Origin of the sequence: Mesorhizobium sp. M0601 (assembly GCF_040320845.1) — a bacterium.
Taxonomy (GTDB): Bacteria; Pseudomonadota; Alphaproteobacteria; order Rhizobiales; family Rhizobiaceae; genus Mesorhizobium.
The window spans coordinates 185040-211840 of sequence record NZ_JAMYQK010000003.1 but is presented as its reverse complement, the minus strand read 5'-3'; the positions used below and the strand labels follow the sequence as shown (position 1 = coordinate 211840).

The 26801-nt window shown below is 63.0% G+C and carries 27 protein-coding genes, 1 other RNA gene and 1 pseudogene; 18 read left to right on the top strand and 11 right to left on the bottom strand.

Annotated features, from left to right (window positions below):
• The first annotated feature begins 101 nt into the window (after positions 1-101).
• Positions 102-1001: a dienelactone hydrolase family protein gene (locus NKI41_RS05160; protein WP_352681760.1), complete on the top strand. Its 900-nt coding sequence runs from the start codon at positions 102-104 to the stop codon at positions 999-1001.
• Here NKI41_RS05160 and NKI41_RS05155 read toward each other — a convergent pair whose 3' ends face one another.
• Complete coding sequence (locus tag NKI41_RS05155) at positions 1002-1904, bottom strand: EamA family transporter (RefSeq protein ID WP_352681758.1); 903 nt, start codon at positions 1902-1904, stop codon at positions 1002-1004.
• Positions 1905-1994: 90 nt separating this feature from the next.
• Between NKI41_RS05155 and NKI41_RS05150 the strand changes: the two genes are divergently transcribed.
• Complete coding sequence (locus tag NKI41_RS05150; protein WP_352681877.1) at positions 1995-2474, top strand: Lrp/AsnC family transcriptional regulator; 480 nt, start codon at positions 1995-1997, stop codon at positions 2472-2474.
• A 72-nt stretch (positions 2475-2546) separates the two neighbouring features.
• On the opposite strand, the gene NKI41_RS05145 is transcribed toward NKI41_RS05150, so the two are convergent.
• Complete coding sequence (locus NKI41_RS05145; protein WP_023676715.1) at positions 2547-2744, bottom strand: hypothetical protein; 198 nt, start codon at positions 2742-2744, stop codon at positions 2547-2549.
• Positions 2745-2891: 147 nt separating this feature from the next.
• Entirely contained in the window at positions 2892-3377 is a 486-nt protein-coding gene (locus NKI41_RS05140; protein ID WP_352471602.1) for a thioesterase family protein, read from the bottom strand.
• Between the two features lie 119 nt (positions 3378-3496).
• On the opposite strand from NKI41_RS05140, the gene NKI41_RS05135 reads away from it, so the two are divergent.
• Both NKI41_RS05135 and NKI41_RS05130 read left to right on the top strand, forming a co-directional pair.
• On the top strand, positions 3497-4912 hold the full coding sequence (locus tag NKI41_RS05135; RefSeq protein ID WP_352681757.1) for an FAD-binding oxidoreductase: 1416 nt from the start codon (positions 3497-3499) through the stop codon (positions 4910-4912).
• Between the two features lie 94 nt (positions 4913-5006).
• The gene (locus NKI41_RS05130; protein WP_352681756.1) at positions 5007-9062 is read left to right on the top strand and encodes an AsmA family protein; all 4056 of its coding nucleotides are present in this window, start codon (positions 5007-5009) and stop codon (positions 9060-9062) included.
• A gap of 11 nt (positions 9063-9073) precedes the next feature.
• On the opposite strand, the pseudogene NKI41_RS05125 reads toward NKI41_RS05130, so the two are convergent.
• Positions 9074-9379, bottom strand: a pseudogene (locus tag NKI41_RS05125) (MarR family winged helix-turn-helix transcriptional regulator); the annotation flags it as partial.
• Between the two features lie 86 nt (positions 9380-9465).
• On the opposite strand from NKI41_RS05125, the gene NKI41_RS05120 reads away from it, so the two are divergent.
• A complete protein-coding gene (locus NKI41_RS05120) occupies positions 9466-9708 on the top strand; it encodes a hypothetical protein (protein ID WP_352681754.1) in 243 nt (80 codons plus the stop codon).
• A 44-nt stretch (positions 9709-9752) separates the two neighbouring features.
• Here the strand turns inward: NKI41_RS05120 and NKI41_RS05115 are convergent, their stop codons facing one another.
• The 4 genes from NKI41_RS05115 to NKI41_RS05100 all read right to left on the bottom strand — a co-directional run bounded on the left by NKI41_RS05115 (position 9753) and on the right by NKI41_RS05100 (position 11577).
• Positions 9753-9974: a ribbon-helix-helix domain-containing protein gene (locus NKI41_RS05115; protein WP_352681753.1), complete on the bottom strand. Its 222-nt coding sequence runs from the start codon at positions 9972-9974 to the stop codon at positions 9753-9755.
• Positions 9975-9994: 20 nt separating this feature from the next.
• Complete coding sequence (locus tag NKI41_RS05110; RefSeq protein ID WP_352681752.1) at positions 9995-10198, bottom strand: DUF4169 family protein; 204 nt, start codon at positions 10196-10198, stop codon at positions 9995-9997.
• A gap of 18 nt (positions 10199-10216) precedes the next feature.
• Positions 10217-10753, bottom strand: coding sequence for an SspB family protein (locus NKI41_RS05105; RefSeq protein WP_023676707.1), 537 nt, complete (start codon positions 10751-10753; stop codon positions 10217-10219).
• Between the two features lie 134 nt (positions 10754-10887).
• Entirely contained in the window at positions 10888-11577 is a 690-nt protein-coding gene (locus NKI41_RS05100) for a TetR/AcrR family transcriptional regulator (RefSeq protein ID WP_352681751.1), read from the bottom strand.
• A gap of 168 nt (positions 11578-11745) precedes the next feature.
• Between NKI41_RS05100 and NKI41_RS05095 the strand changes: the two genes are divergently transcribed.
• Positions 11746-12951: a multidrug effflux MFS transporter gene (locus NKI41_RS05095; protein ID WP_352681749.1), complete on the top strand. Its 1206-nt coding sequence runs from the start codon at positions 11746-11748 to the stop codon at positions 12949-12951.
• A gap of 101 nt (positions 12952-13052) precedes the next feature.
• Positions 13053-13988 carry a LysR family transcriptional regulator gene (locus NKI41_RS05090; protein ID WP_352681748.1) on the top strand — a complete coding sequence of 312 codons (936 nt, stop codon included), beginning with the start codon at positions 13053-13055 and terminating at the stop codon, positions 13986-13988.
• Here NKI41_RS05090 and NKI41_RS05085 read toward each other — a convergent pair.
• Positions 13942-14682 (bottom strand): SDR family oxidoreductase, encoded by a 741-nt coding sequence (locus NKI41_RS05085; RefSeq protein ID WP_352681747.1) that lies wholly within the window; start codon positions 14680-14682, stop codon positions 13942-13944. The genes NKI41_RS05090 and NKI41_RS05085 overlap by 47 nt on opposite strands.
• 405 nt (positions 14683-15087) lie before the next feature.
• Here NKI41_RS05085 and NKI41_RS05080 point away from each other — a divergent pair, with 405 nt between their 5' ends.
• Positions 15088-16878, top strand: a complete 1791-nt coding sequence (locus NKI41_RS05080) for an acetolactate synthase 3 large subunit (RefSeq protein WP_352681746.1) — start codon at positions 15088-15090, stop codon at positions 16876-16878.
• Between the two features lie 98 nt (positions 16879-16976).
• Here NKI41_RS05080 and ssrA read toward each other — a convergent pair.
• Positions 16977-17332, bottom strand: a transfer-messenger RNA (tmRNA) gene (gene ssrA / locus NKI41_RS05075).
• A 161-nt stretch (positions 17333-17493) separates the two neighbouring features.
• On the opposite strand from ssrA, the gene NKI41_RS05070 reads away from it, so the two are divergent.
• The 6 genes from NKI41_RS05070 to NKI41_RS05045 all read left to right on the top strand — a co-directional run bounded on the left by NKI41_RS05070 (position 17494) and on the right by NKI41_RS05045 (position 22043).
• Positions 17494-17805, top strand: coding sequence for a DUF2853 family protein (locus NKI41_RS05070; RefSeq protein WP_023676702.1), 312 nt, complete (start codon positions 17494-17496; stop codon positions 17803-17805).
• 113 nt (positions 17806-17918) lie between these two features.
• Positions 17919-18713, top strand: a complete 795-nt coding sequence (locus NKI41_RS05065; RefSeq protein ID WP_023676701.1) for a thymidylate synthase — start codon at positions 17919-17921, stop codon at positions 18711-18713.
• A 286-nt stretch (positions 18714-18999) separates the two neighbouring features.
• Positions 19000-19791 (top strand): molybdate ABC transporter substrate-binding protein, encoded by a 792-nt coding sequence (gene modA, locus NKI41_RS05060; protein ID WP_352539560.1) that lies wholly within the window; start codon positions 19000-19002, stop codon positions 19789-19791.
• A 15-nt stretch (positions 19792-19806) separates the two neighbouring features.
• Positions 19807-20511, top strand: coding sequence for a molybdate ABC transporter permease subunit (modB, locus tag NKI41_RS05055; RefSeq protein WP_352539561.1), 705 nt, complete (start codon positions 19807-19809; stop codon positions 20509-20511).
• Positions 20508-21620 carry a molybdenum ABC transporter ATP-binding protein gene (gene modC, locus NKI41_RS05050; RefSeq protein WP_352681744.1) on the top strand — a complete coding sequence of 371 codons (1113 nt, stop codon included), beginning with the start codon at positions 20508-20510 and terminating at the stop codon, positions 21618-21620. Before modB ends, modC begins: the two co-directional genes overlap by 4 nt.
• Positions 21621-21701: 81 nt before the next feature.
• A complete protein-coding gene (locus NKI41_RS05045; protein WP_023676697.1) occupies positions 21702-22043 on the top strand; it encodes a winged helix-turn-helix domain-containing protein in 342 nt (113 codons plus the stop codon).
• 32 nt (positions 22044-22075) lie between these two features.
• On the opposite strand, the gene cobF is transcribed toward NKI41_RS05045, so the two are convergent.
• Complete coding sequence (gene cobF, locus NKI41_RS05040; RefSeq protein ID WP_352501022.1) at positions 22076-22849, bottom strand: precorrin-6A synthase (deacetylating); 774 nt, start codon at positions 22847-22849, stop codon at positions 22076-22078.
• Positions 22850-22990: 141 nt separating this feature from the next.
• On the opposite strand from cobF, the gene NKI41_RS05035 reads away from it, so the two are divergent.
• The 4 genes from NKI41_RS05035 (at position 22991) to hflC (ending at position 26737) form a co-directional block, all read left to right on the top strand.
• Entirely contained in the window at positions 22991-24001 is a 1011-nt protein-coding gene (locus NKI41_RS05035) for a DUF4424 domain-containing protein (RefSeq protein WP_352681743.1), read from the top strand.
• Complete coding sequence (locus tag NKI41_RS05030; protein WP_352681742.1) at positions 24001-24519, top strand: dihydrofolate reductase; 519 nt, start codon at positions 24001-24003, stop codon at positions 24517-24519. Before NKI41_RS05035 ends, NKI41_RS05030 begins: the two co-directional genes overlap by 1 nt.
• A 161-nt stretch (positions 24520-24680) precedes the next feature.
• Positions 24681-25775 carry an FtsH protease activity modulator HflK gene (hflK, locus tag NKI41_RS05025; RefSeq protein WP_352471619.1) on the top strand — a complete coding sequence of 365 codons (1095 nt, stop codon included), beginning with the start codon at positions 24681-24683 and terminating at the stop codon, positions 25773-25775.
• Positions 25775-26737 carry a protease modulator HflC gene (hflC, locus tag NKI41_RS05020; RefSeq protein WP_352471620.1) on the top strand — a complete coding sequence of 321 codons (963 nt, stop codon included), beginning with the start codon at positions 25775-25777 and terminating at the stop codon, positions 26735-26737. Before hflK ends, hflC begins: the two co-directional genes overlap by 1 nt.
• Positions 26738-26801 lie beyond the last annotated feature (64 nt).

Genomic DNA, 26801 nt, shown 5'->3' with positions numbered 1-26801 from the left:
GGCCCTCGTGCAGGGACTTATGGCAGCCTCACTCAGCCGTGACTGGACCAGGCAAGCTTCGGCTCTATGTTGCCGCGGGGGGCGCCGACGAGGAGCGCGCCATGACAACACCTGCCGGACCCACTGCCGCCGAGCCTGTCATTACCCAGGCGATGATCGACGCCTATGACGAATACACGCATCTGACGCTCGACCGGCGGCGCTTCATGGAGCAATTGACCAGGCTTGCCGGATCGGGTGCGGCAGCTGCCGCGATCGCGCCGCTGCTGGCGGCGAACTCGGCCCAGGCGGCAATCGTGGCGGAAGACGATCCGCGTGTGAAAGGCGAGGACATCAGCTATCCCGGCAGCGCCGGCGAGATGAAGGGCTATCTGGTCAGGCCGGCGGAGCAGACCGGCAAGCTTGGCACGGTCATCGTGGTGCACGAGAACAGGGGTCTCAACCCGCATATTCGCGATGTGGCGCGGCGCGTGGCGCTGGAAGGGTTCGTGGCGCTTGCGCCGGACTTCATGACATCGCTCGGCGGCACGCCGGACGATGAAAACAGGGCACGTGACCTGTTTTCCCAGCTCGATCCAGCACAGGTCGCCGCCAATGCCGTGGCAACGGTCGCCTACCTCAAAGGCTACAAGGACGGCAACGGCAAAGTCGGCGCCGTCGGCTTCTGCTGGGGCGGCGGCACGGTGAACATGCTGGCCGTCAACGCGCCGGACCTCGCCGCCGCCGTCGCCTATTACGGCATGCAGCCACAGGCCGAGGACGTGCCGAAGATTAAGGCCGCGCTCATGCTGCATTATGCCGGGCTCGACACCCGCACCAATGCCGGTATCGATGCCTTCAAGAAGGCACTCGACGCGGCTCATGTCGAATACTCGGTCTATGTCTATGAAGGCGCCAACCATGCCTTCAATAACGACACGTCGGCGGCCCGCTATGACAAGAAGGCGGCCGACCTCGCCTGGGGCCGGACGATCGCTTTCCTCAAGGAGAAGCTGGCCTGATCAGTCCGGCGCCGGCTTATGGAACGCCACGCCGGCCACCACCAGGGCGATGCCAAGGCAGTCGGTGAGGCTCGGCACCTGCCGCAGCACGATGACGCCGATCAACGTTGCGGTGACCGGCAGCAATGACAGCATCAGCGCGAAGCTGGAGCGCGGCAGCCGCGACATGGCAAGCTGGTCGCAAATATAGGGAATGACCGACGAGCAGATGCCGACGCCGACCGCCGCAAGCAGCAGCGGCGGCGCCGAGAAAGCCGGCAGAGCATCGGCGAAACCGATCGGCAGAACGACGAGAAGGGCGACCGCCATGGCGGCACCCAGCCCGGCGATGCCGTCACCAGCGCCGGCGCGCGCGACGCGGTGGCCAAGAACGATGTAGCCAACGAACAGCGTGCCGTTGAGGAAGGCCCAGAACAGGCCGACGGGATCGCTCGACCATTTGACGTCGATCAGCAGCAGGGTGCCGGCGACAGCGATTGCGAGGGCGGCGAGATTGCGCGGGCTTCTGAGGCCAACAAGCGCGACGCCGATCGTGCCGACGAATTCGATCGCTGCCACCAGGGAGATCGGCAGCCGATCGAGCGCCAGGTAGAAAGAACAGTTCATCACGCCAAGGCAGGCGCCGAAGGCCAGAAGCAGCATCTGCGTCGAGCGATCGGCGCGGGCGAAGACCGCCCACGGTCGGGTCAGCGGCGCAAAGACGAGCGCTGCCGTGGCAATGCGCAGCCACGCCATGCCGAGCACGCCGACATGCGGGAAAAGCAGCACCGCGAAGGCCGGTCCAAGATAGTGGAACACGGCGCTGACGCCGAACCAGAGATGCGGCGGGACCGCGTTTGCCAAGATAAAGGCGGGGCCGGCGAGTGCCGGACTTGCTGCGGGGGCTTGCGTCCGATCTTGCATGGGATCAGTATCGCAGGCGATTTTTGCCATTGATATGGATAATGGCCGGGCATTTCGGCCATTTCCTTTCCGAAAGCAAGGAGCATTGCGCTGAAACGCCTTCGAAATGAAAATAGCGATCTGGATCCGGCGGACCTGAAAATCCTGCGCCTGCTGGAAAAGGATGCGCGCACCAGCACCGCCGAACTGGCGCGGTCGGTCGGCCTGTCGGCGCCGAGCGTTGCCGAGCGCATCAAGCGGCTGCAGGAGAGCGGCGTGATCGAGGCCTACACTGTGCGCATCAATCCGGCCGCGCTCGGCATGAAATTGTCGGCGTGGCTGCGGATAAGGCCGGTGCCGGGGCAACTCGCTGTCGTGGCCGAAATCATCCGCGACCTACCGGAAATCGCCCAATGCGACCGGGTCACCGGTGAAGACTGCTTCATCGCGCTGGCGCATGTCGGCTCGGTCGCGGAACTTGAGCGGGTGATCGACCGGATCATTCCGTTCGCGATGACCAACACGGCGATCATCCAGTCGTCGCCGGTGGTGCCGCGATCGCCGCTGGGTGCGGTGAAGCGCCAGCCTTGACACTTGGGATCGTTCGTCAGCACATCATCAGAAATGCAAACCGGACGGCCGGTCTGTTTTTTCCCCCACCGTTCAGGCGTGGCCGCGTTTCATCCGCGCCTGCTTCAGGATGGCGCGCCAGCGGATCATGGCGAAGGGGATCGGCTCGTTGTTGTTGGCGATGTGGAAGATCTCGTTGTTGAGGTTCTTCAGCGAGCGCCAGAAATCATAGTCGGTGATGCGTGGATCAGCCGCCAGCCTGTCCGCCTCGACCTTGATGTCGGTTTTCATGCACGTTCCCCGAACCGCTGCTGCTCCGCCGCCCGTATCGCAATTCGATGCGGACGGTTTTCCAACGCCGCGCTGAGTCGTTCAACGTCTCAATTCGGCTTGTTCACGTTAAAACCTCGGTAAGGTTAACGGCGGTTGGGTTGCGGTTCAAGCCGGCTTACGACGAATACCGATCGAGCGGCCGGCGCGCTCCGGCATCGGCAGGGCGGCATGGGCGGCGCGCATCGCTTCCACCCTGGCCAGGACGTCGGCGGGGAAGGGCGCTACCTTCGGGCCAGCCATGTCGACGTGCAGCGACAATGTTTCTGAAGTGGCGGCGAGCCAACCGTCGACATGACGGATTTCCTGATAGGCCCTCAGCCGCTTCTCGTCATGGTCCAGCAGCTGGAACGAAACGGTGACCTTGTGGTCGAGATGCAACTCCTGGACGTAGCAGACATGGACTTCCGCCGTGTAGATGGTCAGCCGTCGTTCTTTCACGTAATCCGGCCCCATCCCCATCATCTCGAAGGCTTCGTCGGAGCAACGATCGAAAAGCACGTTGTAGTAGGCCATGTTGAGATGGCCGTTGTAGTCGATCCAGGCCTCCTCGATGTCCATGGCGCGGGAGACGAAAGGGGCGGGGATGGGCATCGGAAACTTCCTTCTCGTCATGCCGGGATGAGCGTGGACTGGACAGAGCGTGGTTGGTGAGACTACGCATCCGTAGATGCAGAACAAGGGTGGACGCTGGTCCATTCGCGGAGGAATCGATGGCTCTAAGCGACCTCAATCCGGTCGAGCGCAACGAAGAAGGCATTGCCGCCGTACTCGGCATCCTCAAGCAGCGGCTCGGCAAGCGATTCCAGACCGGCCAGGCGATCCGGGCCCAGCACGCGCACACCACGACCTATATTCCGACGCAGGCGCCGGACGGCGTCGCCTTTGCCGAGACGACGGAGGAGGTGCAGGAGATCGTGCGCGCATGCGCGGCGCATCGCGTGCCGGTGATCGCCTTTGGCGTCGGTTCCTCGCTGGAAGGCCACACCAATGCGCCGGGCGGCGGCATCTCGCTCGATACGTCACGCATGAACCGCATCATTGCGGTCAATCCGCAGGACCTCGACTGCACCGTCGAGCCCGGCGTGACGCGCGAGGATCTCAACCGGCACCTGCGCGACACCGGCCTGTTCTTTCCGATCGACCCGGGTGCCAATGCCTCGCTCGGCGGCATGGCGGCGACGCGTGCGTCGGGCACCAACGCGGTGCGCTACGGCACGATGCGCGAGAACGTCCTGTCGCTGACGGCGGTGATGGCCGACGGGGAAGCAGTGACGACCGGCAAGCGCGCCAAGAAGAGCTCGGCCGGCTATGATCTGACGCGGCTGCTGATCGGTTCGGAAGGCACGCTTGGCATCATCACCCAGCTGACCTTGAAGCTGCAGGGCATTCCACAGGCGATTTCAGGCGGCGTCTGCCCGTTTCCCAGCCTCGAGGCGGCGTGCAACGCGGTGATCGCGACCATCCAGATGGGCATTCCGGTGGCGCGCATAGAATTGGTCAACGCGCTGCAGATGCGGGCGATGAAGACCTATTCGAAGGTCGACTATCCGGAGAGCCCCTGCCTGTTCGTCGAGTTCCACGGCAGCGATGCCGGCGTCGCCGAACAGGCCGAGACCTTCGGCATGATCGCCGAGGAAAATGGCGGCGGTCCGTTCCTGTGGACCAGCGTCGCCGAAGAGCGGACAAAATTGTGGAAAGCCCGGCACGATGCCTACTGGTCGTCGCTGACGCTGCGGCCGGGCGCCAAGGGCCTGTCGACCGATGTCTGCGTGCCGATCTCGCGCTTTGCCGAATGCGTCACGGAGACCGAGGCGGATATCGCCGAGATGGGCCTGATCGCCCCGATCGTCGGCCATGCCGGCGACGGCAATTTCCATGTGCTGGTGCTGATGGACGTGGACGACCCGAAGGAGATCGCATTGGCGGAAAAATTCGTGGCGCGGCTCAATATGCGCGCCATCGCCATGGACGGCACCTGCACTGGCGAGCATGGCATAGGGCAAGGCAAGATCGGCTTCCTGCGGCATGAGCTCGGCCATGGCGTCGACATCATGCGCACGATCAAGCAGGCGCTCGATCCGCTGAACATCATGAACCCGGGGAAGATACTGCCGGGAAAGGACTGACATCAGGCCGCTGCCGCGCCCCGATTTGCCTCTTTATCGACACGCTGATGCGGGTAGAGTGCCACTGACTTTACTATCAACTGTCTAGGAGTTCATGCTCGCACGCCTGTTCGTGATCTTCGGTGGGCTTCTTGTGCTGGTGCTGTGTGCGGCGCTGGTGGTGCCGTACTTTGTCGACTGGACAGGTTACCGTGCCGATTTCGAGCGCGAGGCCAGTGCCGTCCTGGGCCGCAAGGTGACCGTGCGAGGCGATGCGACGGCAAGGCTGTTGCCGTTCCCCTCGGTGACCTTTTCCAACGTCGCCGTTGCCGGTGGCCCTAACGGCCAGCCGGCGATGACCGTCGAACCGTTTTCGATGGATGCAGAACTGGGGCCATTCCTGCGCGGCGAGTGCAGTATCTTCCACATGCGCCTGGTGCGGCGGGCGGCTACTATCGACATCCCGCCCTACGGCACGGTCGACTGGACGATACGGCCGTCCTCGCCCTTCGATCCCGGCCAGATCTCCATCGAGAAGCTGACGGTGACGGAAGGACAGATCGCGCTCAGCCACGCCGCCGGCGGGCGCAGCCATCTTATTTCCGAGATCAACTCGACGATCTCGGCCAAGTCGCTGGCCGGCCCCTGGCGGCTGGACGGCTCGCTGTTGCTGGACGGGTTGCGGACGACGATCGCCGCTTCCACCGGCAAGGCCGAACCGGACGGGCAAATGCGGCTCAGGCTCAAGGCCGATCCGGACGCCTATCCGCTGGTCATCGAGACCGACGGCAATGTGGGCCTCGTCGAGGGCGCCGCCGTCTATTCGGGCCAGTTCAAGATATCGGGCGCAGACCAGACTGCGGCGCGGCAGCTGGGCACCGGCGGCGAGGCGCTGAAAGTCAGCGCCGGCAAACCGGACCCGGGCTTCAGGCTGAACGGCAAGTTTTCGCTCGACCACCAGAAGCTCGGCGTCGACGAATTCCGCTTCGAGACCGGGCCGCGCGACAATCCCTACACTGCCGACGGCAAGGCTGCGGTCGACCTTGGGCTGAAGCCGCATTTCTCGATCGAGGCCAATGGCGCGCAGGTGCAGTTCGACGAGGCCGTGGGGGCGGCGGCCGGTGCCGGATTGACGCTGTCCGAGCGGGTGGCGGCGCTGGAGCAGGCGCTGCTCGACCTGCCGAAGCCGACCATACCGGGCACGGTCGAGGTGAAACTGCCGGCGGTGGTGGCAGGCGATACCACCGTTCGCGACGTGCACCTGTCCGCCGAGCCAGCCGAGGGCGGCTGGGCGGTAAAATCGCTGGCCGCCACGCTGCCCGGCCGCGCCAAGCTGGAAGCCAACGGCATGGTCAGCGTCGAGGACCATTTCGGTTTCACCGGATCGCTGCTTCTGGCGGTGGCGCAGCCCTCCGGCTTCGCCGCATGGCTGTCGAAGGACGTCGACGAGGCGATCCGCCGCTTGCCGGCCGCCGGCTTCAAGGCCAAGGTGGATTTGAGCGAGAAGCACCAGGCCTTCAGCGATCTCGAACTCATCCTCGGCAAGGCGAAGTTCTCCGGCCGCATCGATTCCAGCCAGCCCGACGACACAAGGCCATCGGTGCTGATGCAACTGGAAGGTGGCGAACTCGATGTCGACGGGCTCGCCGCCTTCGCCTCGATCTTCGTCAGCGACAAGGGCGCCAACCGCTTTTCCGACCGCGACCTCGATTTCCAGATCAAGGCCGGGCCGGTCAGCGCCGGCGGGTTGACCGCCGATAGCGTCGACACCGCGCTTAGATTGCGCGATGGGCTGCTTGAGATCGATCGCCTGTCGGTCGGCGGACTTGCCGGCGCCTCGATCAGCGCTACCGGTCGAATCAAGGATTTCCCGGCGAGCCCGACTGGCAAGCTCGACGCCTCGGTGGTCGCCGTCGACCTCAAGCCGCTGATCGACGTCGCCGTCCAGCATTATCCCGACAATGCAGTGCTGAAGGGCCTGGCGGAGCGTGCTGCTGCCTATCCCGAGCTGTTCCAGGATGCGCGTATCGATGCGGTCACGAGTGCCGCAGACAATGGCGACGGTACGACTGGACTGGCAATGAGCGCACAGGGCAAGGCCGGTGGCGCGGCCTTTTCGGCGTCGTTGTCCGGCAAAGGGGCGCTCGACCGGCCTCTCGAAGCGCCGGTGACGCTGACCTTCAACGCAAGGAACGCCGACGCCACCGCGCTTCTGGCGCTTTACGGTCTGCCGGCGCTGCCACTCGGCATGCTCGGCGAGGCGACCACCGAGGTCTCGGCCAAAGGCACGCTTGGCGGCGGCCTGGCGACACGATTCAGCCTGGCCGGCAATGACTTCAAAGCTGGTTTCGACGGGACAATTGCCGACACGCCTCAAGGCGCGGCCGCCAAGGGCAAGGTCAGACTTGAAACGGCCGACATCGAGCCATGGCTGATGACGACCGGGGTCGGCCTGCCCGGCATGGGCACCGGCATGTCGACGTCGCTTGCAGCCGATGCCGATTACGGCAATGGTCTCCTGGTGCTGAGCGGCCTCAGCGGCGCCGTCAACGAAGCGGCGGTTTCCGGTGACGTAAATATCGACATCAACGAGGGGCTGCCGCATCTTGCCGGCGCGCTGTCGCTGGACGAGCTGGACCTCGATCCGATGGCGGTGATGCTGTTCGGCGACCAGGCCTTCCTTGTCAATGACAGGACCTGGCCGACGGCACCGTTCAGCCAGAAATCCAGTCTGCCATTTACCGCCGATCTCGATCTGACGGCGGCGTCGCTTGCCGCCGGTCCGCTTGCCACCGCCTATGACGCTGCGCTGTCGCTGCAGCTCGACCAGGAGGGCATCCGCGTTTCCGACCTCAAGGCAAAGTTCCTCGGCGGCGCGTTGAGTGGCCTGTTCGAGCTCAAGAACAATGACGGCACCGGGCTTTTCTCCGGTCAGATGAAACTCGCCGGCGCCGATCTGGCAGCCGTGCTGCCGGAGGCCGGCATCAGCGGAAGCGGCGAGTTCTCGACGGCGCTTTCGACCAGCGGCAAATCGGTCGACGCGATGGTCGCGGCGCTGTCCGGTTCCGGCACGGCGACGCTGAAGGGCATGACTATTGCCGGCTTCAATCCCGATGCCTTTGGCGCATTCATTGCCAAGGCCGACGCGATAGGGCGCGATATCGACGCGTCGAAGACCGCCGGCTTTGTGCCGCAGATCGCCGCGGCGGGCAGTTTTCCGGCGCAGGACACCGATATTGCCTTCACCATCGCCGGCGGCACGCTAAGGGCGCCGCCGGTCAAATTCGAAAGCCCGGGCGCGACGCTGTCCGCCGACATCACCGCCGATCTGAACACCAGCACCGTCGATGCCAAGGGCGAGATCGCCTACCGGCCCGGCGATGAGGCGCTGGTCGGCTCCGAACCGATTTTGAATTTCAGCGTCGACGGGCCGTTTGGCGCCACCAAACGGCAGTTCGACAGCGAGCCGCTGGCACAGTTCCTGACCCAGCGTGCGCTGGAAAAGGAGCAGCAGCGGGTCGAAGCCATGCAAGCCGCACTGCTCGAGAAACAAAGGCTGCGGCGTGAGGTGCGCTACTACGCTGCGCTGCAAACCGAGCGTGAAAGAGCGGCGGAGGAACTGCGCAGGCAACAGGAAGCAGCGCGGCTGAAGGCCGAGGCCGACGCCAAGGCAAAGGCCGAAGCCGAGGCTCAGGCCCAGGCCGAAGCCGAGGCGAGGGCGCAGGCTGGAGCCAAGGCGAAGGCTGAAGCGGACGCCAAGGCAAAGGCCGAAGCTGAGGCGCAGGCCCAAGCCGAAGCGGAGGCCAGGGCGCAGGCTGAAGCCAAGGCAAAGGCGGATGCAGCGGCGAAAGCCGAAGCCGAGGCCAGGGCGAAAGCCGAGGCGGCTGCAAAGGCCGCAGCGGATGCCGAAGCCAAAGCCAAGGCGGCGCAACAGGCTGCCGAGGAAGCAGCGCAGGCCGAAGAACAGCAACGCCAGAGGGCGGAAGAGGCGTTGCGGATCGCCTCGGAAGAGAAGGCAAGGCTCGACGCCGAACGCAAGGCCGCGGCGGAGCGCGCGGAACGGGAGCCACCGGCCGCAAACAACGTGCCACCGCCAGTGCAGCCCCCGCCAAAGCTCAAGCTCGATCCCTCGTCGATCGACGATCTGCTGAAATCGCTGAATGGCGGGTGACGGCGCATCCCTTATGTGTCGCGTCCAGCAAGCAAGCGCTTCAGCATCGGCTCGATCCGCCCGAGTTCGTCGAGATGAGCGGCTGACAGATCGGCGAGACTGTCGTCGGCGCGCTCGGTCAGCCGCAGCAGCACGCGGCGGTGGTCCTCCTCGTCGTGGTTCCTCGCGACGAGCCCGGCTTCGCAAAGACGGTTGACCAATTCCACTGCGCTGTGATGGCGGATGCGCGGGCGCTCCGCGAGGTCGCCAATGGTCACCGGCCCTCCGCCGGGGAACCCTTTGATTGCAAGCAGGGCCTGATGCTGGCGTGGTGTCACCAACATCGCTCGTGCCCGCCATCTTCGGTGGCCCGGCCGGCGACCCATCCGCAAGTCGGCACGCCGCCAGAAAGCAAGGTCTGCAAATGAAGTCCGATCACGCCAACCCCGGCCATCTGCGCGATTTTACCACCGATGCCCGGGTGCTGCTCATTGCCGGCATAGCGGTGGTGGTTGCGACGGCGGGGTTGTTTGCTGGCATTGCCCTCTTGAAGCTGATCCGGCTTGCCACGAACATCGCCTATTTTGGCCAGTTCACGCTCGCCGACCTGAAACTGCAGGATACGCTGCTTGGCAGGCCGAAGAACGCGACCGCTCGGCTTTGCTGAGCTTCCGTATCCGGCGCAGGAAACAGGATAGCGTTGCCTGAAGGCTACAACTTGCTGCGCTTGGCCCAATCCAGCACATAGAGCCGGAGCGCCGAGGAGAGATTGGCATCCCGCGGACGGCTCTCGTCGATTTCGGCGACAAGGGCGGCGAGCGTCAGTTTTCGCACGGCCGCGATGGCGACCAGGTCGTCGTAAAAAGGCCTTTCGAGCGAATAGCTGGTGCGGTGGCCGCGAATGGTGACCGAGCGCTTTTTCACCGGGCTCACGAGACGATCCTACTCACACTTCAAGCATCGGATTTGTCCGAATCGCCCGAATTTTCGCGGCGATGGCCGGCGACGAATTTATCGGCCTTGTCGGCGATCAGGCGGTCGCGATCCCGGCTGGGTTTGGAACGGCCATGCAGCGCCTGGTTCTGTTCGGCCAGACGCTCCTTCTCGGCTCGCGCCTTCTGCTTGCGTGCCTGACGGAGATTGACGATCTCGGCCATGTCACGCCGCCCGTCGGGTCACTTCTTGCGGAAGGCGTCAAGCGACACCACGTCGGCGCCCTTGGCGCCGGCGTCGGCCGCGGCAGGCTTCTTTTCCGCCTCGGCGGTTTTCTTCTTCGTCTCGGGCTTTTTCTCGGCGACGATGGCCAGCGGTTCGGGAGCAGGCTTGGCCTTTGTCTCCTGTTCCGCCGGGGTATCGGTCTTGACGTCGAATTCGAGCTCGAAGTTGACGGACGGGTCGTAAAAACCGCGTACGGCCGAGAACGGGATTTCCAGTTTCTCCGGCACGTCGGAAAACGACAGCCCGACCTCAAAGCCGGTGTCGCTCACCTTCAGGTCCCAATACTGGAACTGGATGACGATGGTCATCTGTTCGGGATAGCGCTCGCGCAGCCGCGACGACACGCGCACGCCCGGCGCGCCGGTGAGAAAGGTGATGAAGAAATGATGGTTGCCCGGGAGACCGGTGCGCGCGACTTCGGCCAGGACCTTGCGCATGACGCCGCGCAACGCCTCCTGGGCCAGAATGTCGTAGCGGATGTGGTCGTCGGCCATGTGGCTGTCGGGTTCCGTTGAATCGTCCTGATAGCTGTAATCAAGCTTGAGCGCGGCGTAAACCGGATATAGATCGCCGGCGTGCGGAAGCGAAGCCCAGTGGCGACGATTTGATCGTCAAACGGCTTTGATCTTCAAGCGCTGGCGAGCGCGCCCTGTTTGCTCGCCCGGGCCATAGGCTGCCGCTTGCCGAAGGCGCGCAGGAAGGTGCGCACGCCATTTGTCGCCGATTGCACCACCTCGTCCTCAGTCGGTGTACCGCCGAGCATGAACGTCGTCTGCAACTCGGCATTGGCAAGCGCCATGAACTGGCGCGCTGCGACATCGGGATCGTCGATATCAAGGAAGCCCGCATGAGCGAGGCGGGCGAAGCGGGCGGCGATCGCCGGCCATGTCCTGCCCGGTCCCTCTTCGCGCCATTCGGCGAACAACTCGGGATAGCGCCCGCCCTCGGTCTGGATCAGCTTGCGCAGGAATTTGCCGTCGCGGTTGCAGATGCAGTTGTGGTTCATCCGCACAGCAAAGGCGATGAGGTCCGCCTCGAGATCCTTCGGCTGATCGGGAAAAGTGGAAATCGTGGCAAAGATGCCGGCATTGCAACGTTCGGTGAGGTCGCGGACGATGGCAATGAAGAGTTTTTCCTTGTCGCCGTGATGATTGTAGATGGTCTGGCGGGAGACGCCGGCCTCGGCGGCAATCATGTCGATATTGGCACCGGCAAAGCTTTCGCGGCAGAAGACCGAGGCGGCGGCATCGACAATCGACATCCGCTTGGCCTCGTGGCCTCGCGGCGGGAAAATGTCAGGAGAAACGTTGGCCTTCATGCAAAACTATATAGAGGTGGTTGACGAATTAGACAAGCCTGTCTAAATTTGTGGACTTGCACGAAGGGGGTTTCGTTCCGCAGAAGAGTCGGAACTCCACGGGATGGAACGTCCTAGGGTTACACGTCGGTCCTCGGCGGCAACCAGAATTCGAAAGAGTCTGCTATCATGAACGCCAAATTCCTCCGCATTGCGGTCGTGCTCGGCCTATTGTCCGCGATCGGCCCGTTTGCCATCGACATGTATCTTCCGGCCCTGCCTTCAATCGGTGAGGATCTGCATGCCGGCACTGCCGCGGTGCAGATGAGCCTGCTGATCTTCTTTCTTTCCATGGGCTTCGGCCAGATCGTCGTCGGACCGATCTCCGACATGGTCGGCCGCAAGCTGCCACTCTACGGCGGCCTGGCGCTGTTCATGGTCGGCGGCGTCGGCTCGGCGCTGGCTCCCTCGATCGAATTGCTGATCGCCTTCCGCTTCCTGCAAGGGCTCGGCGCCAGCGCCGGCATGGCCGTGCCGCGCGCGATCGTGCGCGATCTGCATACCGGCACCGAGGCCGCCAAGCTGATGTCGCTGCTGATGCTTGTGTTTTCGGTGTCGCCGATCCTGGCACCGCTGACCGGTAGCCAGATCATCGAGAATTTCGGCTGGCGCGCCGTGTTCTGGACGGTGACGGGCGCGGCCGTGCTCGCCACCATCCTGCTGGCGACCTCGCTCAAGGAGACACGGCCGGTCGAGGAGCGCGCCGGGTCGTCCTTCGGGACGGCACTTTCCGGCTACCGCTTCCTGATGGGCGACCGCAACTTCCTTGGCCTGACGGCCATCGCCGGCTTCGGCATTGCGAGCTTCTTCGTCTATCTGTCGAGCTCGTCCTTCATCCTGATCGACCATTATGGCCTGTCGCCTTCGGTCTACAGCGTGTTCTTCTCGATCAATGCGGTTGCCTTTATCGGCATGTCGCAGCTGACCGGGTTGCTGTCGGAGCGGTTCGGGCTGCAGCGCGTGGTGCGCGTCGCGGTGACCGGCTATGCGACGACGATGGTGGTGCTGTTCGCGGTGATGGCATCGGGTGTCGACCGGCTCGACGTGATGGCGGCGCTGCTGTTCATCGGCTACGGCTTTCTCGGCCTGGTCATCCCGACGACGTCGGTGCTGGCCATGGAAGAGCATGGCGAGATCGCCGGTACCGCGTCGGCGCTGATGGGCACGCTGCACTTCGCCATCGGCGCGGTCGCCATGGGCGTCGCCGGCGTGTTTTTCGACGGCACGCCGCTGCCGATGGTGGCGGGCATCACGCTCTGCGCGGCGATCTCCTTCACACTGGCCAAAATAACGCTCGGCCGCAGCCGGGACATCGCGGAAGCGCCGGCGGAGTAAACTTCGCCTATCGAGACAAAAAGGCCGGGCGATGTTCCCGGCCTTTTCACGTTTGCGGTCCCGGTTCAAAGCAGCCTATGCCTATATGACGGGTTCAGGACATGCAGCTTCGACATCTCAAAACCTTCGTGGCGGTCGCCACCACCTTGAACATCACACGCGCCTCCGAGCGGGTTCATCTTGCCCAATCGAGCGTGACCGAACAGATCCAGGCGCTGGAAAGCGATCTAGGCACGTCGCTGTTCGACAGATCACGGCGTGGCTTGAAGCTGACGGCGGCGGGACAACGCCTGCTGGACTATGCAAACGATCTCCTCGACCTCGCGGACGAAGCCCGTTCCGCTGTCGCCGACGCGAGCGGCACGGTTGCCGGTCGCCTGACTGTCGGCGGCCTGGAGACGCTTTGCTCGACACGCTTGCCAGCTCTGCTGGGTGAATTCCATCGGCGCCATCCCGATGTGGAACTGAACCTCAGGGCGGACGATAGCAGTGGGTTGCGTGCCGGCGTGACAAGCGGGGCGCTGGACGTATCTTTCCATTTCGGAGCCGTCCCGGCGGCGGCGCCGGAGCTGCGAAGCGAGCAAGTGGCATTAGAAGAGCTCGTCACCATAATGCCGGCAAATCACCGGTTGGCCGGATATTCTGCCATAACGCCCGACGATCTGGCCGACGAGGCCTTCCTCGTCACCCAGCCCGGTTGCGTCTATAGGCGGATGTTCGACGAAACGTTTGCCGCAACATTGTCTGACCGTCCAAAACTCGTCGGCGAGTTCGCCAGCATGGGCGCGATACGGAGCCTTGTTGAAGGCGGTCTTGGATGCGCGCTGGTCCCGCGTCTGGTGGCTTCCGCGGCTGACGCCAATATCGTCGTGCTGCCCTGGGTCGGAAGCAGCCCGGTGACGCCGGTCACCATGGTATGGCGCCACCGGCGCATTCAAGCGCCGGTGCTGCGGCTGTTCCTTGCAATGGTCCGCGAAATTTTGGCCATCGCTAGACCAGTCGCTGGCCACCATCGACATGAAGCACGGTTCCGGTGATGAAGCCGTTGTGCATGAGGGACGTGATGGCTTGGGCAATGTCGGCTGCCTGGCCGATCCGGCCAACGAGCAGACGCTTTGCCATGGCGTCCAACGCGGCTGTCTTTCCGCTGCCGACGACGGCATCCCAAATCGGCGTGTCAACCCAGCCGGGCGAAACGACGTTGACGCGGATCGGCGCCAGTTCGACGGCAAGCGCGTAGGCGAGTGAGCCAAGTGCCCCATTAACGGCTGCCACCACCGAGCCTTTCGCCGCCGGACGATAGGCGGCGATGCCCGAGGTCAGCGTGATCGATCCCCCGGGCGTCAGACGAGGCGCGCCATGCTTGGCAAGAAGAAGCGGTCCGACGACTTTGGAATCCATCACTTTCCGCGCCACCGAGATATCCATCTCGGGAAGCAACACATAGACGCCGGTAACGTCGGCGGCGGTCGAGACGATGTGGTGGAGCGTGCCGACATCCTGGAACAGGCGCTGGACCTCGTCCTCGCTTGTGACGTCGGCTGCGATCGTCCTCAGCCTTTCCGGGTGAGGCAACCGCTGCCGTGCGGCCGACAACCGGTCCTCGGAGCGGCCGACGATCGTAACCTCGGCGCCGGCGGCAAGCTGCTGTTCGGCCAGCGACAGCCCCATGCCGGAACTGCCGCCAACGATCAGGATGCGTTCGTGTTTTGGTGTGGTTTCCTGGTTCATCTTATCTCTCCATGAGGCAGCTCGCCGGGCATGACCACACGCGGCGAGAAACTGAGGCCTTGTCCCGCAAAGGCGTGGAAGAAGGGAAACGGGAAGAAACGAATGCTGCCATCGGAGGTTCCGATGATGGGAGGCCCTTGGGCTTTCGCCTCAGCCTGAGACGCCTCAGCCTGAGACGTTGACGATGCGCGATTTTCTGTGTAGCAGCGATCATCATGAAGATCGTAATGGTTCTTGCAGTGGTAGGAAAGCGCACGGGCAGGATGGTGTAACCATCCGGCGACAGCCACCCGTGCGCGACGAACAGGCTCCCGACGGGGCCTTTTTTTATGCCCGAAATTCTTCTTACGCCCGATTTCGGCGATGCCCCGTCAACCCATCCTCATCACGCTACGGGACAGAACCATGACAGGCGATAATTCCATTCAGCATACGAGCAACCGCATGACAGGAGCGGAGATCGTTCTCCGCGCACTCAAGGACAATGGTGTGGAGCATATTTTCGGCTATCCCGGCGCGGCCATATTGCCGATCTACGACGAGATATTCCAGCAGGACGACATCAAGCATATCCTCGTGCGCCACGAACAGGGCGCCGGCCATGCCGCGGAGGGTTATGCCCGGTCCACGGGCAAGGTCGGCGTGATGCTGGTCACATCAGGCCCAGGCACAACGAATGCCGTGACGCCCCTGCAGGACGCGCTGATGGATTCAGTGCCGATCGTCTGTCTGTCCGGACAAGTGCCGACAACATTGATCGGCTCCGATGCCTTTCAGGAATGTGACACGATTGGCATCACGCGATCCTGCACCAAGCACAACTCTTTGGTCAAAGACGTCAATGACCTGGCGTCAGCAATCCATAGGGCGTTTCACATCGCCCGGTCGGGGCGACCGGGGCCTGTTCTCGTCGACATGCCAAAGGACGTTCTGTTTGCGTCCGGCGTGTACACGCCGCCATCAGACGTTGTCGCGCTGAAGAACCATCGACCGAAGCTGCAGGGCGATATCGGCAAGATCGGCCAGGCGATAGAATTGATGGCCAATGCCAGCCGTCCCGTTATTTATGCCGGCGGCGGCATCGTCAATTCCGGCCCGGAAGCATCGAGATTGCTGCGGGAGTTGGTTCAACTGACCGACTTTCCGATCACCTCGACGCTTATGGGCCTTGGGGCTTACCCCGCCTCCGGCAAGAACTGGCTCAAAATGGTCGGTCTGCATGGTTCCTATGAGGCGAACATGGCGATGCACGATTGCGACGTCATGATCTGTGTCGGCGCGCGCTTCGATGACCGCGTGACCTCGCGTGTGGACGCTTTTTCGCCGAACTCCAGCAAGATCCATATCGATATAGATCCGTCCTCGATCAACAAGAACGTCCACGTCGATATCGGCATACAAGGCGATGTCGGCAATGTTCTGGATGACATGGTTCGTCTATGGCGCGCATTGTCTCAGAAACCGGATGGAGGCCGCCTCCAGGACTGGTGGAGAAGGATCGCCGGCTGGCGAGCACGCAATTCATTCTCATATGAGATGAACAAGGATGTGATCATGCCGCAATACGCGGTGGAGCGTCTCTACGCGCTGACGAAGGATCGCGACACATACATCACCACTGAAGTGGGCCAGCATCAGATGTGGGCGGCCCAATTCTACGGCTTGGAAAAGCCGAACCGCTGGATGAGTTCGGGCGGCCTCGGGACGATGGGCTACGGCCTGCCGGCGGCGCTGGGCGTGCAGATCGCACATCCGGACAGCCTCGTCATCGATATCGCCGGCGACGCATCGGTTCAGATGACCATGAAAGAGATGTCGACGGCAGTCCAGTACGACGCGCCGATCAAGGTCTTCATCCTGAACAACGGATATATGGGCATGGTTCGCCAGTGGCAGCAAATTCTCCACGGCAACCGCCTCGCGCATTCCTATTCCGAGGCTTTGCCCGATTTTGTCAAATTGGCCGAGGCGTTCGGAGCGGTCGGCCTGCGCTGCGACAAACCAGCCGACCTTGATGATGCGATCCAGGAAATGATCGATGTGGACCGGCCGGTGCTCCTTGACTGTCGTGTTGCCAAGCTCGCCAATTGTTTTCCGATGATCAGGACGGGCAGGGCGCACAATGAGATGTCACATGAGGCTGCCGACGAGATCTTTGGCAGCGCGATCGAAACGATCAGCCAGGGACTGGTATGAACGCAGCGGCGCCAGGGCGTATCAGGGCGTAAAAAGCCCAGGCCCGCAGCTGCACATATCGGGCGAGCCTGCGGCTGCGCATATCAAAAAGGGGGAGAAATGGAGGTTTCTGTTGCCAGGTACCTCCGAACCCCGCCTAGAAGTGCGAACCACTAGGGCTTGAATTGAAGCTATCGCACCGCTTACGCGGCGAGACGTGCTTCCGCATAGTTGTCGTTGGCAACTATAAGTTTAGCCCGATAACGGTGGTACAATGCCGGGCAAAAGTACGATCTTTACACCTTCGTCGATCCTATTTCGCCCCCAGCAAAAGCCGCTCCTGAGCAGCGGTTTTTGGTGGAGGCGCCGGGTACCGCCCCCGGGTCCGAACGGCTTATTTCATCGCCTGTTTATCGCCATAGTCGGTCGAGCCGACGAAGCGAATATAGGGACTGGCGGTGGAAAATGAAAGGCCGGAATGCCACTTTCGTCCGTGCCAAAGTGGATCATGAAGGGTTGACTTGCAGCCGGTCTCAACCGAAGCTTTGTGGCGGTGAGGAGACCTAGCGCATACTTGCGGCAGCGCGCCACAATCCTCATCGACCGGATCCCGTGGCGCCGACGAGGGGAAATTCGATGGCCGATTATCTCGCAGACGTAAAGAAGTATGATGCGGCGGCGGATGCCGACGCGGTCGCCAAGATCGTCAAGCATCTGGGCATCGCGCTCAGGAACCGCGATTCCTCGCTGGTGTCCTGCACCGACCCGGAGGAACTGAAGCGCGTCAGGAACAGCTGGGTCGCCGGCAAGCTCGGCGTCACCGACGGTGCCAAGGCGGATGCGGCTATCGAAAAGACCTGCAAGGCTATGGCGGCCGACAATAGCAAGAGCCGGGTGACATTCTATTACCTCGTCGCCAAGGATCTGGGCATGCTCGGCTCGCTCTGAGCAACCTCGCCGCCGGTGCTGGTGAGGCTTCTGCTGGAATCGTCTCGCTTTGCTGTGTTCGGCCGACGGTCATTCGGCTATGATGGCTGACAACCCGAATCGGACCGGAGCCGATGCGCCAGTATCTCGACCTTCTGAAGCATGTGCTGGAAAACGGCGCTGATCGCGGCGACCGCACGGGCACCGGAACGCGCTCGGTATTCGGCTACCAGATGCGCTTCGACCTGGCCCGCGGCTTTCCGGTCACCACCACCAAGAAGCTGCACCTGAAGTCGATCATCCACGAACTTTTGTGGTTCCTGGCCGGCGACACCAACATCAAATATCTCAACGATCACGGCGTCTCGATCTGGGATGAGTGGGCCGACGAGAACGGCGATCTCGGCCCGGTCTATGGCAAACAATGGCGGTCGTGGCCGGACGGCCATGGCGGCGCTATCGACCAGATCGCGAATCTTCTGAAGGAGATACGCAAAAATCCTAATTCGCGGCGGCTGATCGTTTCGGCGTGGAACCCGGCCGAGGTGGAGGCCATGGCCTTGCCGCCCTGCCACTGCCTGTTCCAGTTCTATGTATCGGAAGGCAAGCTTTCCTGCCAGCTCTACCAGCGTTCGGGCGATATCTTTCTCGGTGTGCCGTTCAACATCGCTTCCTATGCGTTGCTGACGCTTATGGTGGCGCAGGTGACCGGATTGAAACCCGGCGATTTCATCCACACGCTCGGCGACGCGCATCTTTACTCGAACCATTTCGAGCAGGCGCGCGAACAATTGCGGCGCACGCCCAAGGCGTTGCCGACGCTGTGGATCAATCCCGAGGTGAAGGATCTCTTTGCCTTCCGCTTCGAGGATTTCCGGCTCGAGAACTATTTCGCCGACGCGACGATCAAGGCACCGATCGCAGTCTAGCACCATAGCCGACCGTGCATATCGACATTGCCTATTGCGGCTGCGCCCTCGGGCGTTGTCAGCATCCATCTCGATCGGCCGACGTCGACTTGACGCGCAATCCCTGGTCGCTGATTTTCATATGAATATTTCCTTCGGCCTCGGTGCCGCTGTATCCAACGAAGATTATCGCAGGCCGGGAAAACCTCAGCTCAGAATGCCGTAGGCGGTAAAGAGCCTTTCCTTGTTATGTTCACATGGATATATCGATGGACGGCTTCGGGCGTTCCGAGACGAGGAGAGTTTCATGCTGGCGCGCAAAGGTTCGACGACGATTGCCATCGCGGGTCTCGCCGCCATCCTGATGGCCGCGGTGCCGGCGGCCCATGCCGATGACAAGGTGGTCGTGTTTGCCGCGGCGAGCCTGAAGGATGGGCTCGATGCCGTCAACAAGGCCTGCGAGGCCGATGTCGGCGAGCCGGCGACCATTTCCTACGCGGCGAGCTCGGCGCTGGCCAGGCAGATTGAAAGCGGCGCGCCAGCAGACCTGTTCATCTCGGCCGATCTCGACTGGATGAAATATCTTGCTGACAGGAAGCTGACCAAGCCCGAAACCGAAGTGAAACTGCTCGGTAACCAGATCGTTCTGGTTGCGCCACGGGATTCCAAGGTTGAAACCAGGATCGAAAAGGGTTTCGATCTTGCCAAGCTCGTCGGTGACGGCAAACTTGCCATGGGCGATGTCAAAGCTGTGCCGGCAGGCAAATACGGCAAGGCAGCCCTCGAATCGCTCGGTGCCTGGTCTTCGGTCGAAGGCAAGGTGGCGCAGGCCGAGAATGTCCGCGCCGCCCTAAAGCTGGTGTCGACCGGCGAGGCAGCACTCGGCATCGTCTACGCCACGGATGCGCATGCGGAGCCTGGCGTGAAGGTGGTCGGCACTTTCCCCGCGGGTACCCATCCGCCGATCATCTATCCAGTCGCCCAGCTTGCGGATTCGAAGAGCAGGGATACGCCGGCATTCCTGAAATGCCTGCAATCCGCCAAGGCTGGCGAACTCTTCAAGGCGCAAGGTTTTACAATCCTCGCGCCGAGCAACTGACGTACGGCACCGCACATGAACTGGCTGCTGGATCTCGCTCCCGACGAATGGAATGCGGTCCGGCTGTCGATCAAGGTGGCGACCGTGGCGATGATTGCCAGCCTGCCGCCGGGCATCCTGATCGCTCTTGTGCTTGCCCGCGGCCAGTTCTGGGGCAAGACGCTGCTCAATGGTCTGGTGCATCTGCCGCTGATCGTGCCGCCGGTGGTGACCGGCTATTTGCTGCTGTTGACTTTCGGCAAGCGTGGTCCGGCCGGCGCTTTCCTGGCCGAACATTTCGGGATCGTTTTTTCCTTCCGCTGGACTGGCGCCGCGCTCGCCTGCGGCGTGATGGGCTTTCCGCTGATGGTGCGGGCCATCCGGCTGTCGATCGAGGCCGTCGACCGCAAAATCGAGGCGGCCGCCGGCACGCTCGGCGCCAATCCGCTATGGGTATTCGGCACGATCACGCTGCCGCTGATCCTGCCCGGGCTGATCGCCGGTGCGATCCTCTCCTTCGCCAAGGCGATGGGCGAATTCGGCGCGACGATCACCTTTGTCTCCAACATCCCGAACGAGACGCAGACGCTACCGTCGGCGATCTACACTTTCACGCAGGTTCCCGGCGGCGACGCCGGCGCGCTCAGGCTGACGCTGATCTCGATCGTCATCTCGATGGCGGCACTTGTTGCCTCGGAAGTGCTGGCGCGGCGTGTCGGCCGGCGGATGGACATCGAATGACGGTTCAGGTCGACATCAGCCACCGGCTTGGCGATTTCATCGTCAATGCCCGTTTCGAAAGCGCCGGGCGGCTGACTGCGCTGTTCGGGCCTTCCGGCTCCGGAAAGACGACGCTGATCAATTTGATTGCCGGGCTGATCCGCCCCGACAAAGGTCGCATCGCGGCCGAGGGCCGCGTGCTGGTCGATAGCGATGCCGGTCTGTTCGTGCCGAAGCACAAACGGCGGATCGGCATGGTGTTCCAGGATGCGCGGCTGTTTCCGCATATGAGCGTGGCGAGCAATCTGCGCTATGGCCGCTGGTTCACGCCGGCTGCCGAGCGTTACGCCGATATCAATGGCGTGGTCGAACTGCTCGGGATCGGCCATTTGCTCGACCGGCGGCCGGCAAAACTCTCCGGTGGCGAGAAGCAGCGTGTGGCAATCGGCAGGGCGCTGCTTGCCAGTCCGAAATTGCTGCTGATGGACGAGCCGCTGGCTTCGCTCGATGAGCGGCGCAAGGCCGAGATCTTGCCTTATATCGAGCGGCTGCGCGACGAGACGAAAATCCCGATCGTCTATGTCAGCCACTCGATCGCCGAAGTGGCGCGGCTGGCGAGCGACGTCGTGGTGCTGATGCAAGGAAAGGTCGCCGCTTCCGGTCCGACCGGAGCGATCATGCAGCGTCTGGATCTATTGCCGGCCGAAGAGCGCAGCGAGGGCGGTGCCGTGCTGGATACCGCGGTTCTGCGCCACGACGAAGCCTTCGGCATGACGGTGCTCGGCTCATTGGCGGGCGAGATCCGGGTGCCGCTTCTGGCAACGCCAGTCGGTGCGCCGGTGCGTGTCCGCATCCGTGCCCGCGACGTGATGATCGCCACCGAGCAGCCGGTTGGCCTCAGCGCGCTCAACATATTGCCGGGCACGATCGTGGCGATAGAGCCGGGCGAAGGGCCCACGGTCGAGATCGGCATCGACTGCAATGGCGCAACCGTGCTTGCCCGCATCACCGAACAGTCGCGGCAGACACTGGAGCTTCGGCTTGGTCGACAGGTCTTCGCCGTGGTCAAGACGGTGAGTTTCGACCGGGCGAATACCGGCGCCGGCCTGCCCGCCGAGGCGGATGAGTGAACGGCCGATGATTCGCTATATCGTTTTGGAATAGCGGTATCGGCGCGGAACTTGTAGAATAGCGTGACCGCGGAGGAGCAAATGCCGTCGCTGAGTTTGCGGATAAATCTCGATCCAGATGGCCGCATCGGACCGGGCAAGATCGAGCTTCTGGAACAGATCGCCGCCTTCGGCTCGATTTCGGCCGCGGCACGCGGCATGGAGATGTCCTACAAGCACGCCTGGGATCTGGTCGAAGACATGAACCGCGTGTTCGGCAAACCGCTGGTTGCGGCGCAGACAGGCGGCAAGAAAGGCGGTGGCGCCCAGTTGACGTCGGTCGGGCTTGCTGTGGTCAGCCGCTTCCGCGCGATCGAGCGGGCTGCGTCTTCAGCAGCGGCGGCGCATATGGAGGCGCTGCAAGCCGAGATCGACGCAGCGTGACGGCGGCGGAATTCTGCCGCGTGTGATCCCTGTTACTTCTTAGGCTCGCCCGGCTTGCGCAGCAGATAGGTGTCCATGATCCAGCCTTTTTTCCGGCGGGCCTGCTCACGGGTGCTCACGATCTTGTCGCCGACGTCGCCAATCCGGCCCGAGATGACGATCTCGTCGGGCGTCCCGAGATAGGCGCCCCAGTGAACGGTGACGTCGTTGTCGTCCAGCGTGTTGAAGGCGCATTTGCCGTCCAGCATGACGATGGTGCTGCCGGCGTTTTCGGGCAGACCTTCCTCGGCGAGCCGGCGGCCGGTGGTGATCAAAATGGCGTCGCCGATCCGGTTCAATGCCATTTTGTGGCTGGCTGCGAGTGCCTGGATGGCGGTGATGCCAGGGACGACCTCCAGCTCGAACGCTACATTGCCTCTGAGGCGCACGCGCTCGAGGATGCGCAGCGCACTGTCGTAGAGCGACGGATCGCCCCAGATCAGGAAGGCGCCGCAGCCATCTTCAGGGAGTTCGTCGCGGATCAGGCCTTCGTAGATCGCGGCGATCGCCTCGTGCCAGTCGTCGACGGTCGAGCGGTAGGAAGGCGCCGGCTCGGCGCGCACCGGCACGTCGAATTCGACACGGCGCGAGTCCGGATTAATGACGAAGCGGTCGCAGATCTGGCGGCGCAATTCGGCGAGATCGTTCTTCTTGGCGCCCTTGTCGGGAATGAACAGCACGTCGGCCCGATTGAGACCGTTAATGGCCTGGACCGTCATGTGCTCCGGATTGCCGGCGCCGATGCCGATGACGAGAAGCTTGCGCATGGGCGAACTCCTGCCCGATCGGGACCGGCGTGTCTAGACCGACACGACATGCCGGCAGGCGCTGGCGCATTTGCCGAAAGGCTTTGAAACGCCACATTGAACAGCTAGAGTCATGTTGGCATTCTCGCCGGGGGAGTTTCCATGTTCCGTTACGTCCTGACCGCAGCCTTGGCGCTCTCGGCTACGCCTGCGCTCGCCAATGATTCGGTCGCCGAACTCGGCACCGGTGGGCTGATTCTTTCGCGCAGCGATGCGGTGGCGATGGAAAGCGAGGATCTCTACATCTCGCCGGAAAAAGTGATGGTCGATTACGTCTTCCGCAACAATACCGACAAGGATGTCGATGCGATCGTCGCCTTTCCGATGCCCGACATCGAAGGCGACCCCGAAGAAATACCAGCGATTCCGGAGGCGCAGAGCGACAATTTCCTCGGCTTCGAAGTGACGATCGACGGGGAGCCGGCAAAGCCGCAGCTCGAGCAGAAGGTGTTCGCGCTCGGCATCGACATCGGCGCTGACCTGAAGGCGCAGGGCGTGCCGTTCTATCCGTTCGGCGATGCGGCCAAGGCAGCGCTGGCAAAGCTGCCGCAAGCGGTCGCCGACGACTGGGTCAACCGCGGCATCATCATCGAGGACACTGCTGACGACGGTTCGGGCATGAAGACCGTCTATACGCCGTTCTGGCAATTGCGCTCGACCTATTGGTGGCGCTCGACGTTTCCGGCCAACAAGGCGGTCCATGTCTCGCATCGCTACAAGCCGAGCGTCGGCGGCACCTCCTCGGTCAGCTTCTTCTATGACGGCCAGTTCCAGGGTCAGTATGCCGCCTACAAGACACGCTACTGCATGGACGATGCCTTCGAGAATGCCGTGCGCAAGGCAGCCAAGGACGATCCCGACGGCTATCCCAAATATTTCGAGAACCGCATCGCCTATATCCTGACCACGGGCGGCAACTGGGCGTCGGGAAACATCGGCAGTTTCAAGCTGACCGTCGACAAGGGCGATGCGAAGAACCTGGTCTCGTTTTGCGGCGAAAACGTCAGGAAGATCGGACCGACGACGTTCGAGATGAAGGCGCAGAACTTCTACCCCGAGCACGACATCGACATATTGCTGCTGAAGCCATCGGATGGCGGAAACGGCGGCTGATGAACCTCGCGATTTATGTCGCCATCGCCGAGAACGGCGTGATCGGGCGCGAGGGTGGGTTGCCGTGGCGGCTGTCCACCGATCTCAAGCGGTTCAAAGCCGATACGATGGGCAAGCCCATCATCATGGGCCGCAAGACCTATGAAGGCATCGGCCGCCCATTGCCGGGCAGGCTCAACATCGTGGTGACACGAGACAAGGCATGGCGCGCCGAGGGCGTCGAAGTCGCGCACTCGATCGAGGACGCAATCGCGCTGGCGACGGTGCGCGGGCGCTGCATGGCCGGCGCCGACGAGATCTGCGTCATCGGCGGCGGCGAAATCTACGCTCAGGCGCTGCCGTTGGCCGATCGGCTGCACGTGACCCATGTTCTGGCCGCGGTCGACGGCGATGCCCATTTCCCGCCGATCGATCCGGCGCTGTGGCGGATCGTCCGCTCGCAGGAGGTGGAGGCTGGCGAAAAGGACAGCCATGCGACACGCTATTCGGTTTACGAGCGGCGCCGCGACGTGCATTGAAGGCGACAAAGGGGTCGCGACAGGTCTAGATGGACCCAAAGGCGGACAGTGGCGGCAGCCGATCGCGTTGAAAGCGTGCCGTCGCATCCCTATAGAAGAATAATATTGGATTTTGCGCCGGTGAGCCGGCGCTTGAGGGAATTCCAAGCGAAAGGACATTCATGCCCTGGAACGACAAGAGCGGCGGCGGCGGCCCGTGGGGCGGCGGCAACAATCAGGGGCCTTGGGGTCAGGGACCAAAAGGACCCAGCGGCCCGCAGGGCTCGCCTCCCGATCTCGAGGATATTATCCGGCGCGGGCAGGACCGGTTGCGGCGCGCGCTGCCGGGCGGCGGTGGCGCGAGCCCTGCCGTGTTCGGGCTGATTGCCGCGGCGCTGGTGGTGCTATGGGCGTTCAAGGCAGTGTACACCGTCCAGCCAGATGAAGTTGCGGTGGAGCTCAGGTTCGGCAAGCCGAAGGCGGAGCTGTCGCAGCCGGGCCTGCATTTCCATTGGTGGCCCATCGAAACGGTCGAGACCGCTAACATCGCCGAGCAGCTTGTCAGCATCGGCGGCGGCAGCACCAGCGGCGATGGCCTGATGCTTTCCGGCGACCAGAACATCGTCAACGTGCAATTCTCGGTGGCCTATCAGGTTTCCGACCCGAAGGCCTATCTGTTCGACGTGTCCGACCCGGGCGGCATGCTGCAGCAGGTCGCCGAAAGCGCGATGCGCGAAGCGGTCGGCCGGCGCCCGGCGCAGGACATTTTCCGCGACGACCGGCAAGGCATTGCGGCGTCGGTGCGTGAGATCATCCAGACGACGCTGGACGGCTACAAGGCCGGCCTCAACGTCAACGCAATTTCCATCGAGGACGCCGCGCCGCCGCGCGAGGTGGCAGACGCGTTCGACGAGGTGCAGCGGGCCGAACAGGACGAGGACAAGTTCGTCGAGCAGGCCAATCAGTATTCCAATCAGAAGCTCGGCCAGGCGCGCGGTGCGGCCGCACAGATCCGCGAAGACGCGGCCGCCTACAAGAACCGGGTCGTGCAGGAGGCCGAAGGCGAGGCGCAGCGCTTCATCTCGGTCTATGACGAATATGCAAAGGCGCCGGAAGTGACGCGCAAGCGGCTCTACCTGGAGACGATGGAGAGGGTGCTGAAGGATTCGAGCAAGGTCATCGTCGAGCAAGGCAACGGGCAAGGGGTGGTTCCCTACCTGCCGCTGCCGGCATTGCAGCAGAAGGCGCCGGCACCGGCCACCGGAGGAAACCAGTGATGGCCAACCGTCTTCCCGTCATTGCGGTCATCGCCGCGGTCATCCTGTTCCTGCTCTATTCGTCGGTCTTCGTCGTCAATGCGCGCCAGCAGGCGCTGGTGCTCAGGTTCGGCGAAATCGTCGACGTCAAGAACCAGCCGGGCATCTATTTCAAGGCGCCATTCTCCTTCTTCGATGCCGACACCGTCCAGCTGATCGAAAACAGGGTCCTGCGCTTCGACCTCGACAACATCCGTGTCCAGGTTTCGGGCGGCAAATTCTATGAGGTCGATGCCTTTATCGCCTATCGTATCTCGGACCCGCGTGTGTTCCGCGCCGCGGTTTCCGGCCAGATCGAACTGGCCGAGGCCCGGCTGAGGACGCGTCTCGACGCTGCCTTGCGCCGCGTCTACGGCCTGCGCGACTTCGAGGCGGCACTCTCGGAAGAGCGCGCCGTGATGATGCGCGAGGTGCGCGATCAGCTGAGGCCTGATGCCACCTCGCTTGGCCTGCAGATCGAGGATGTCCGCATCCGCCGCACCGATCTCACGGCCGAAGTCTCGCAGCAGACCTTCGACCGCATGAAGGCCGAACGTCTCGCCGAAGCCGAGCGGCTGAGGGCGCGCGGCAACGAGGCAGCGCAGCGGATCAGGGCTCGCGCCGACCGCGAAGTGGTCGAAATCGTCGCCGAAGCGCAGAAAGAGTCTGAAATCCTGCGCGGTGAAGGTGAAGCCCAGCGCAGCGCGACGTTTGCCGGGGCCTATCAGCGCGATCCGGCCTTCTTCGATTTCTACCGGTCGATGAATGCCTATGGCACGGCGCTGAACAGCGCAGGAACGACGATGGTGCTGTCGCCGAATTCCGAGTTCTTCCGCTTCTTCCGCGACCCGGACAGCAAGGAAACGCCTGCGGCACCGGCGGCACCACCGCCAGCACCTGCCGCTCCCGCGCCACCGGCGGCTCAGCCAAGCACCGGCCAGTAGGGCCGGTGCAGGGATAGCCGGCGTAACAGAGGATTTATTCTCTGGCGGTAGCCATAGCCGCAAA

What these genes read in the sequence shown, in the direction of transcription:
- NKI41_RS05090 (WP_352681748.1), top strand. Translation starts at nt 13,053, where the DNA reads ATGCAGCTTCGACATCTCAAAACCTTCGTGGCGGTCGCCACCACCTTG.
- NKI41_RS05105 (WP_023676707.1), bottom strand. Translation starts at nt 10,753, where the DNA reads ATGGCCGACGACCACATCCGCTACGACATTCTGGCCCAGGAGGCGTTG.
- NKI41_RS05120 (WP_352681754.1), top strand. Translation starts at nt 9,466, where the DNA reads ATGAAGTCCGATCACGCCAACCCCGGCCATCTGCGCGATTTTACCACC.
- NKI41_RS05160 (WP_352681760.1), top strand. Translation starts at nt 102, where the DNA reads ATGACAACACCTGCCGGACCCACTGCCGCCGAGCCTGTCATTACCCAG.
- NKI41_RS05070 (WP_023676702.1), top strand. Translation starts at nt 17,494, where the DNA reads ATGGCCGATTATCTCGCAGACGTAAAGAAGTATGATGCGGCGGCGGAT.
- NKI41_RS05080 (WP_352681746.1), top strand. Translation starts at nt 15,088, where the DNA reads ATGACAGGCGATAATTCCATTCAGCATACGAGCAACCGCATGACAGGA.
- NKI41_RS05155 (WP_352681758.1), bottom strand. Translation starts at nt 1,904, where the DNA reads ATGCAAGATCGGACGCAAGCCCCCGCAGCAAGTCCGGCACTCGCCGGC.
- NKI41_RS05085 (WP_352681747.1), bottom strand. Translation starts at nt 14,682, where the DNA reads ATGAACCAGGAAACCACACCAAAACACGAACGCATCCTGATCGTTGGC.
- NKI41_RS05095 (WP_352681749.1), top strand. Translation starts at nt 11,746, where the DNA reads ATGAACGCCAAATTCCTCCGCATTGCGGTCGTGCTCGGCCTATTGTCC.
- NKI41_RS05035 (WP_352681743.1), top strand. Translation starts at nt 22,991, where the DNA reads ATGTTCCGTTACGTCCTGACCGCAGCCTTGGCGCTCTCGGCTACGCCT.
- cobF (WP_352501022.1), bottom strand. Translation starts at nt 22,849, where the DNA reads ATGCGCAAGCTTCTCGTCATCGGCATCGGCGCCGGCAATCCGGAGCAC.
- hflK (WP_352471619.1), top strand. Translation starts at nt 24,681, where the DNA reads ATGCCCTGGAACGACAAGAGCGGCGGCGGCGGCCCGTGGGGCGGCGGC.
- NKI41_RS05130 (WP_352681756.1), top strand. Translation starts at nt 5,007, where the DNA reads ATGCTCGCACGCCTGTTCGTGATCTTCGGTGGGCTTCTTGTGCTGGTG.
- NKI41_RS05110 (WP_352681752.1), bottom strand. Translation starts at nt 10,198, where the DNA reads ATGGCCGAGATCGTCAATCTCCGTCAGGCACGCAAGCAGAAGGCGCGA.
- NKI41_RS05030 (WP_352681742.1), top strand. Translation starts at nt 24,001, where the DNA reads ATGAACCTCGCGATTTATGTCGCCATCGCCGAGAACGGCGTGATCGGG.
- modA (WP_352539560.1), top strand. Translation starts at nt 19,000, where the DNA reads ATGCTGGCGCGCAAAGGTTCGACGACGATTGCCATCGCGGGTCTCGCC.
- modC (WP_352681744.1), top strand. Translation starts at nt 20,508, where the DNA reads ATGACGGTTCAGGTCGACATCAGCCACCGGCTTGGCGATTTCATCGTC.
- NKI41_RS05140 (WP_352471602.1), bottom strand. Translation starts at nt 3,377, where the DNA reads ATGCCCATCCCCGCCCCTTTCGTCTCCCGCGCCATGGACATCGAGGAG.
- NKI41_RS05145 (WP_023676715.1), bottom strand. Translation starts at nt 2,744, where the DNA reads ATGAAAACCGACATCAAGGTCGAGGCGGACAGGCTGGCGGCTGATCCA.
- NKI41_RS05135 (WP_352681757.1), top strand. Translation starts at nt 3,497, where the DNA reads ATGGCTCTAAGCGACCTCAATCCGGTCGAGCGCAACGAAGAAGGCATT.
- NKI41_RS05100 (WP_352681751.1), bottom strand. Translation starts at nt 11,577, where the DNA reads ATGAAGGCCAACGTTTCTCCTGACATTTTCCCGCCGCGAGGCCACGAG.
- hflC (WP_352471620.1), top strand. Translation starts at nt 25,775, where the DNA reads ATGGCCAACCGTCTTCCCGTCATTGCGGTCATCGCCGCGGTCATCCTG.
- modB (WP_352539561.1), top strand. Translation starts at nt 19,807, where the DNA reads ATGAACTGGCTGCTGGATCTCGCTCCCGACGAATGGAATGCGGTCCGG.
- NKI41_RS05045 (WP_023676697.1), top strand. Translation starts at nt 21,702, where the DNA reads ATGCCGTCGCTGAGTTTGCGGATAAATCTCGATCCAGATGGCCGCATC.
- NKI41_RS05065 (WP_023676701.1), top strand. Translation starts at nt 17,919, where the DNA reads ATGCGCCAGTATCTCGACCTTCTGAAGCATGTGCTGGAAAACGGCGCT.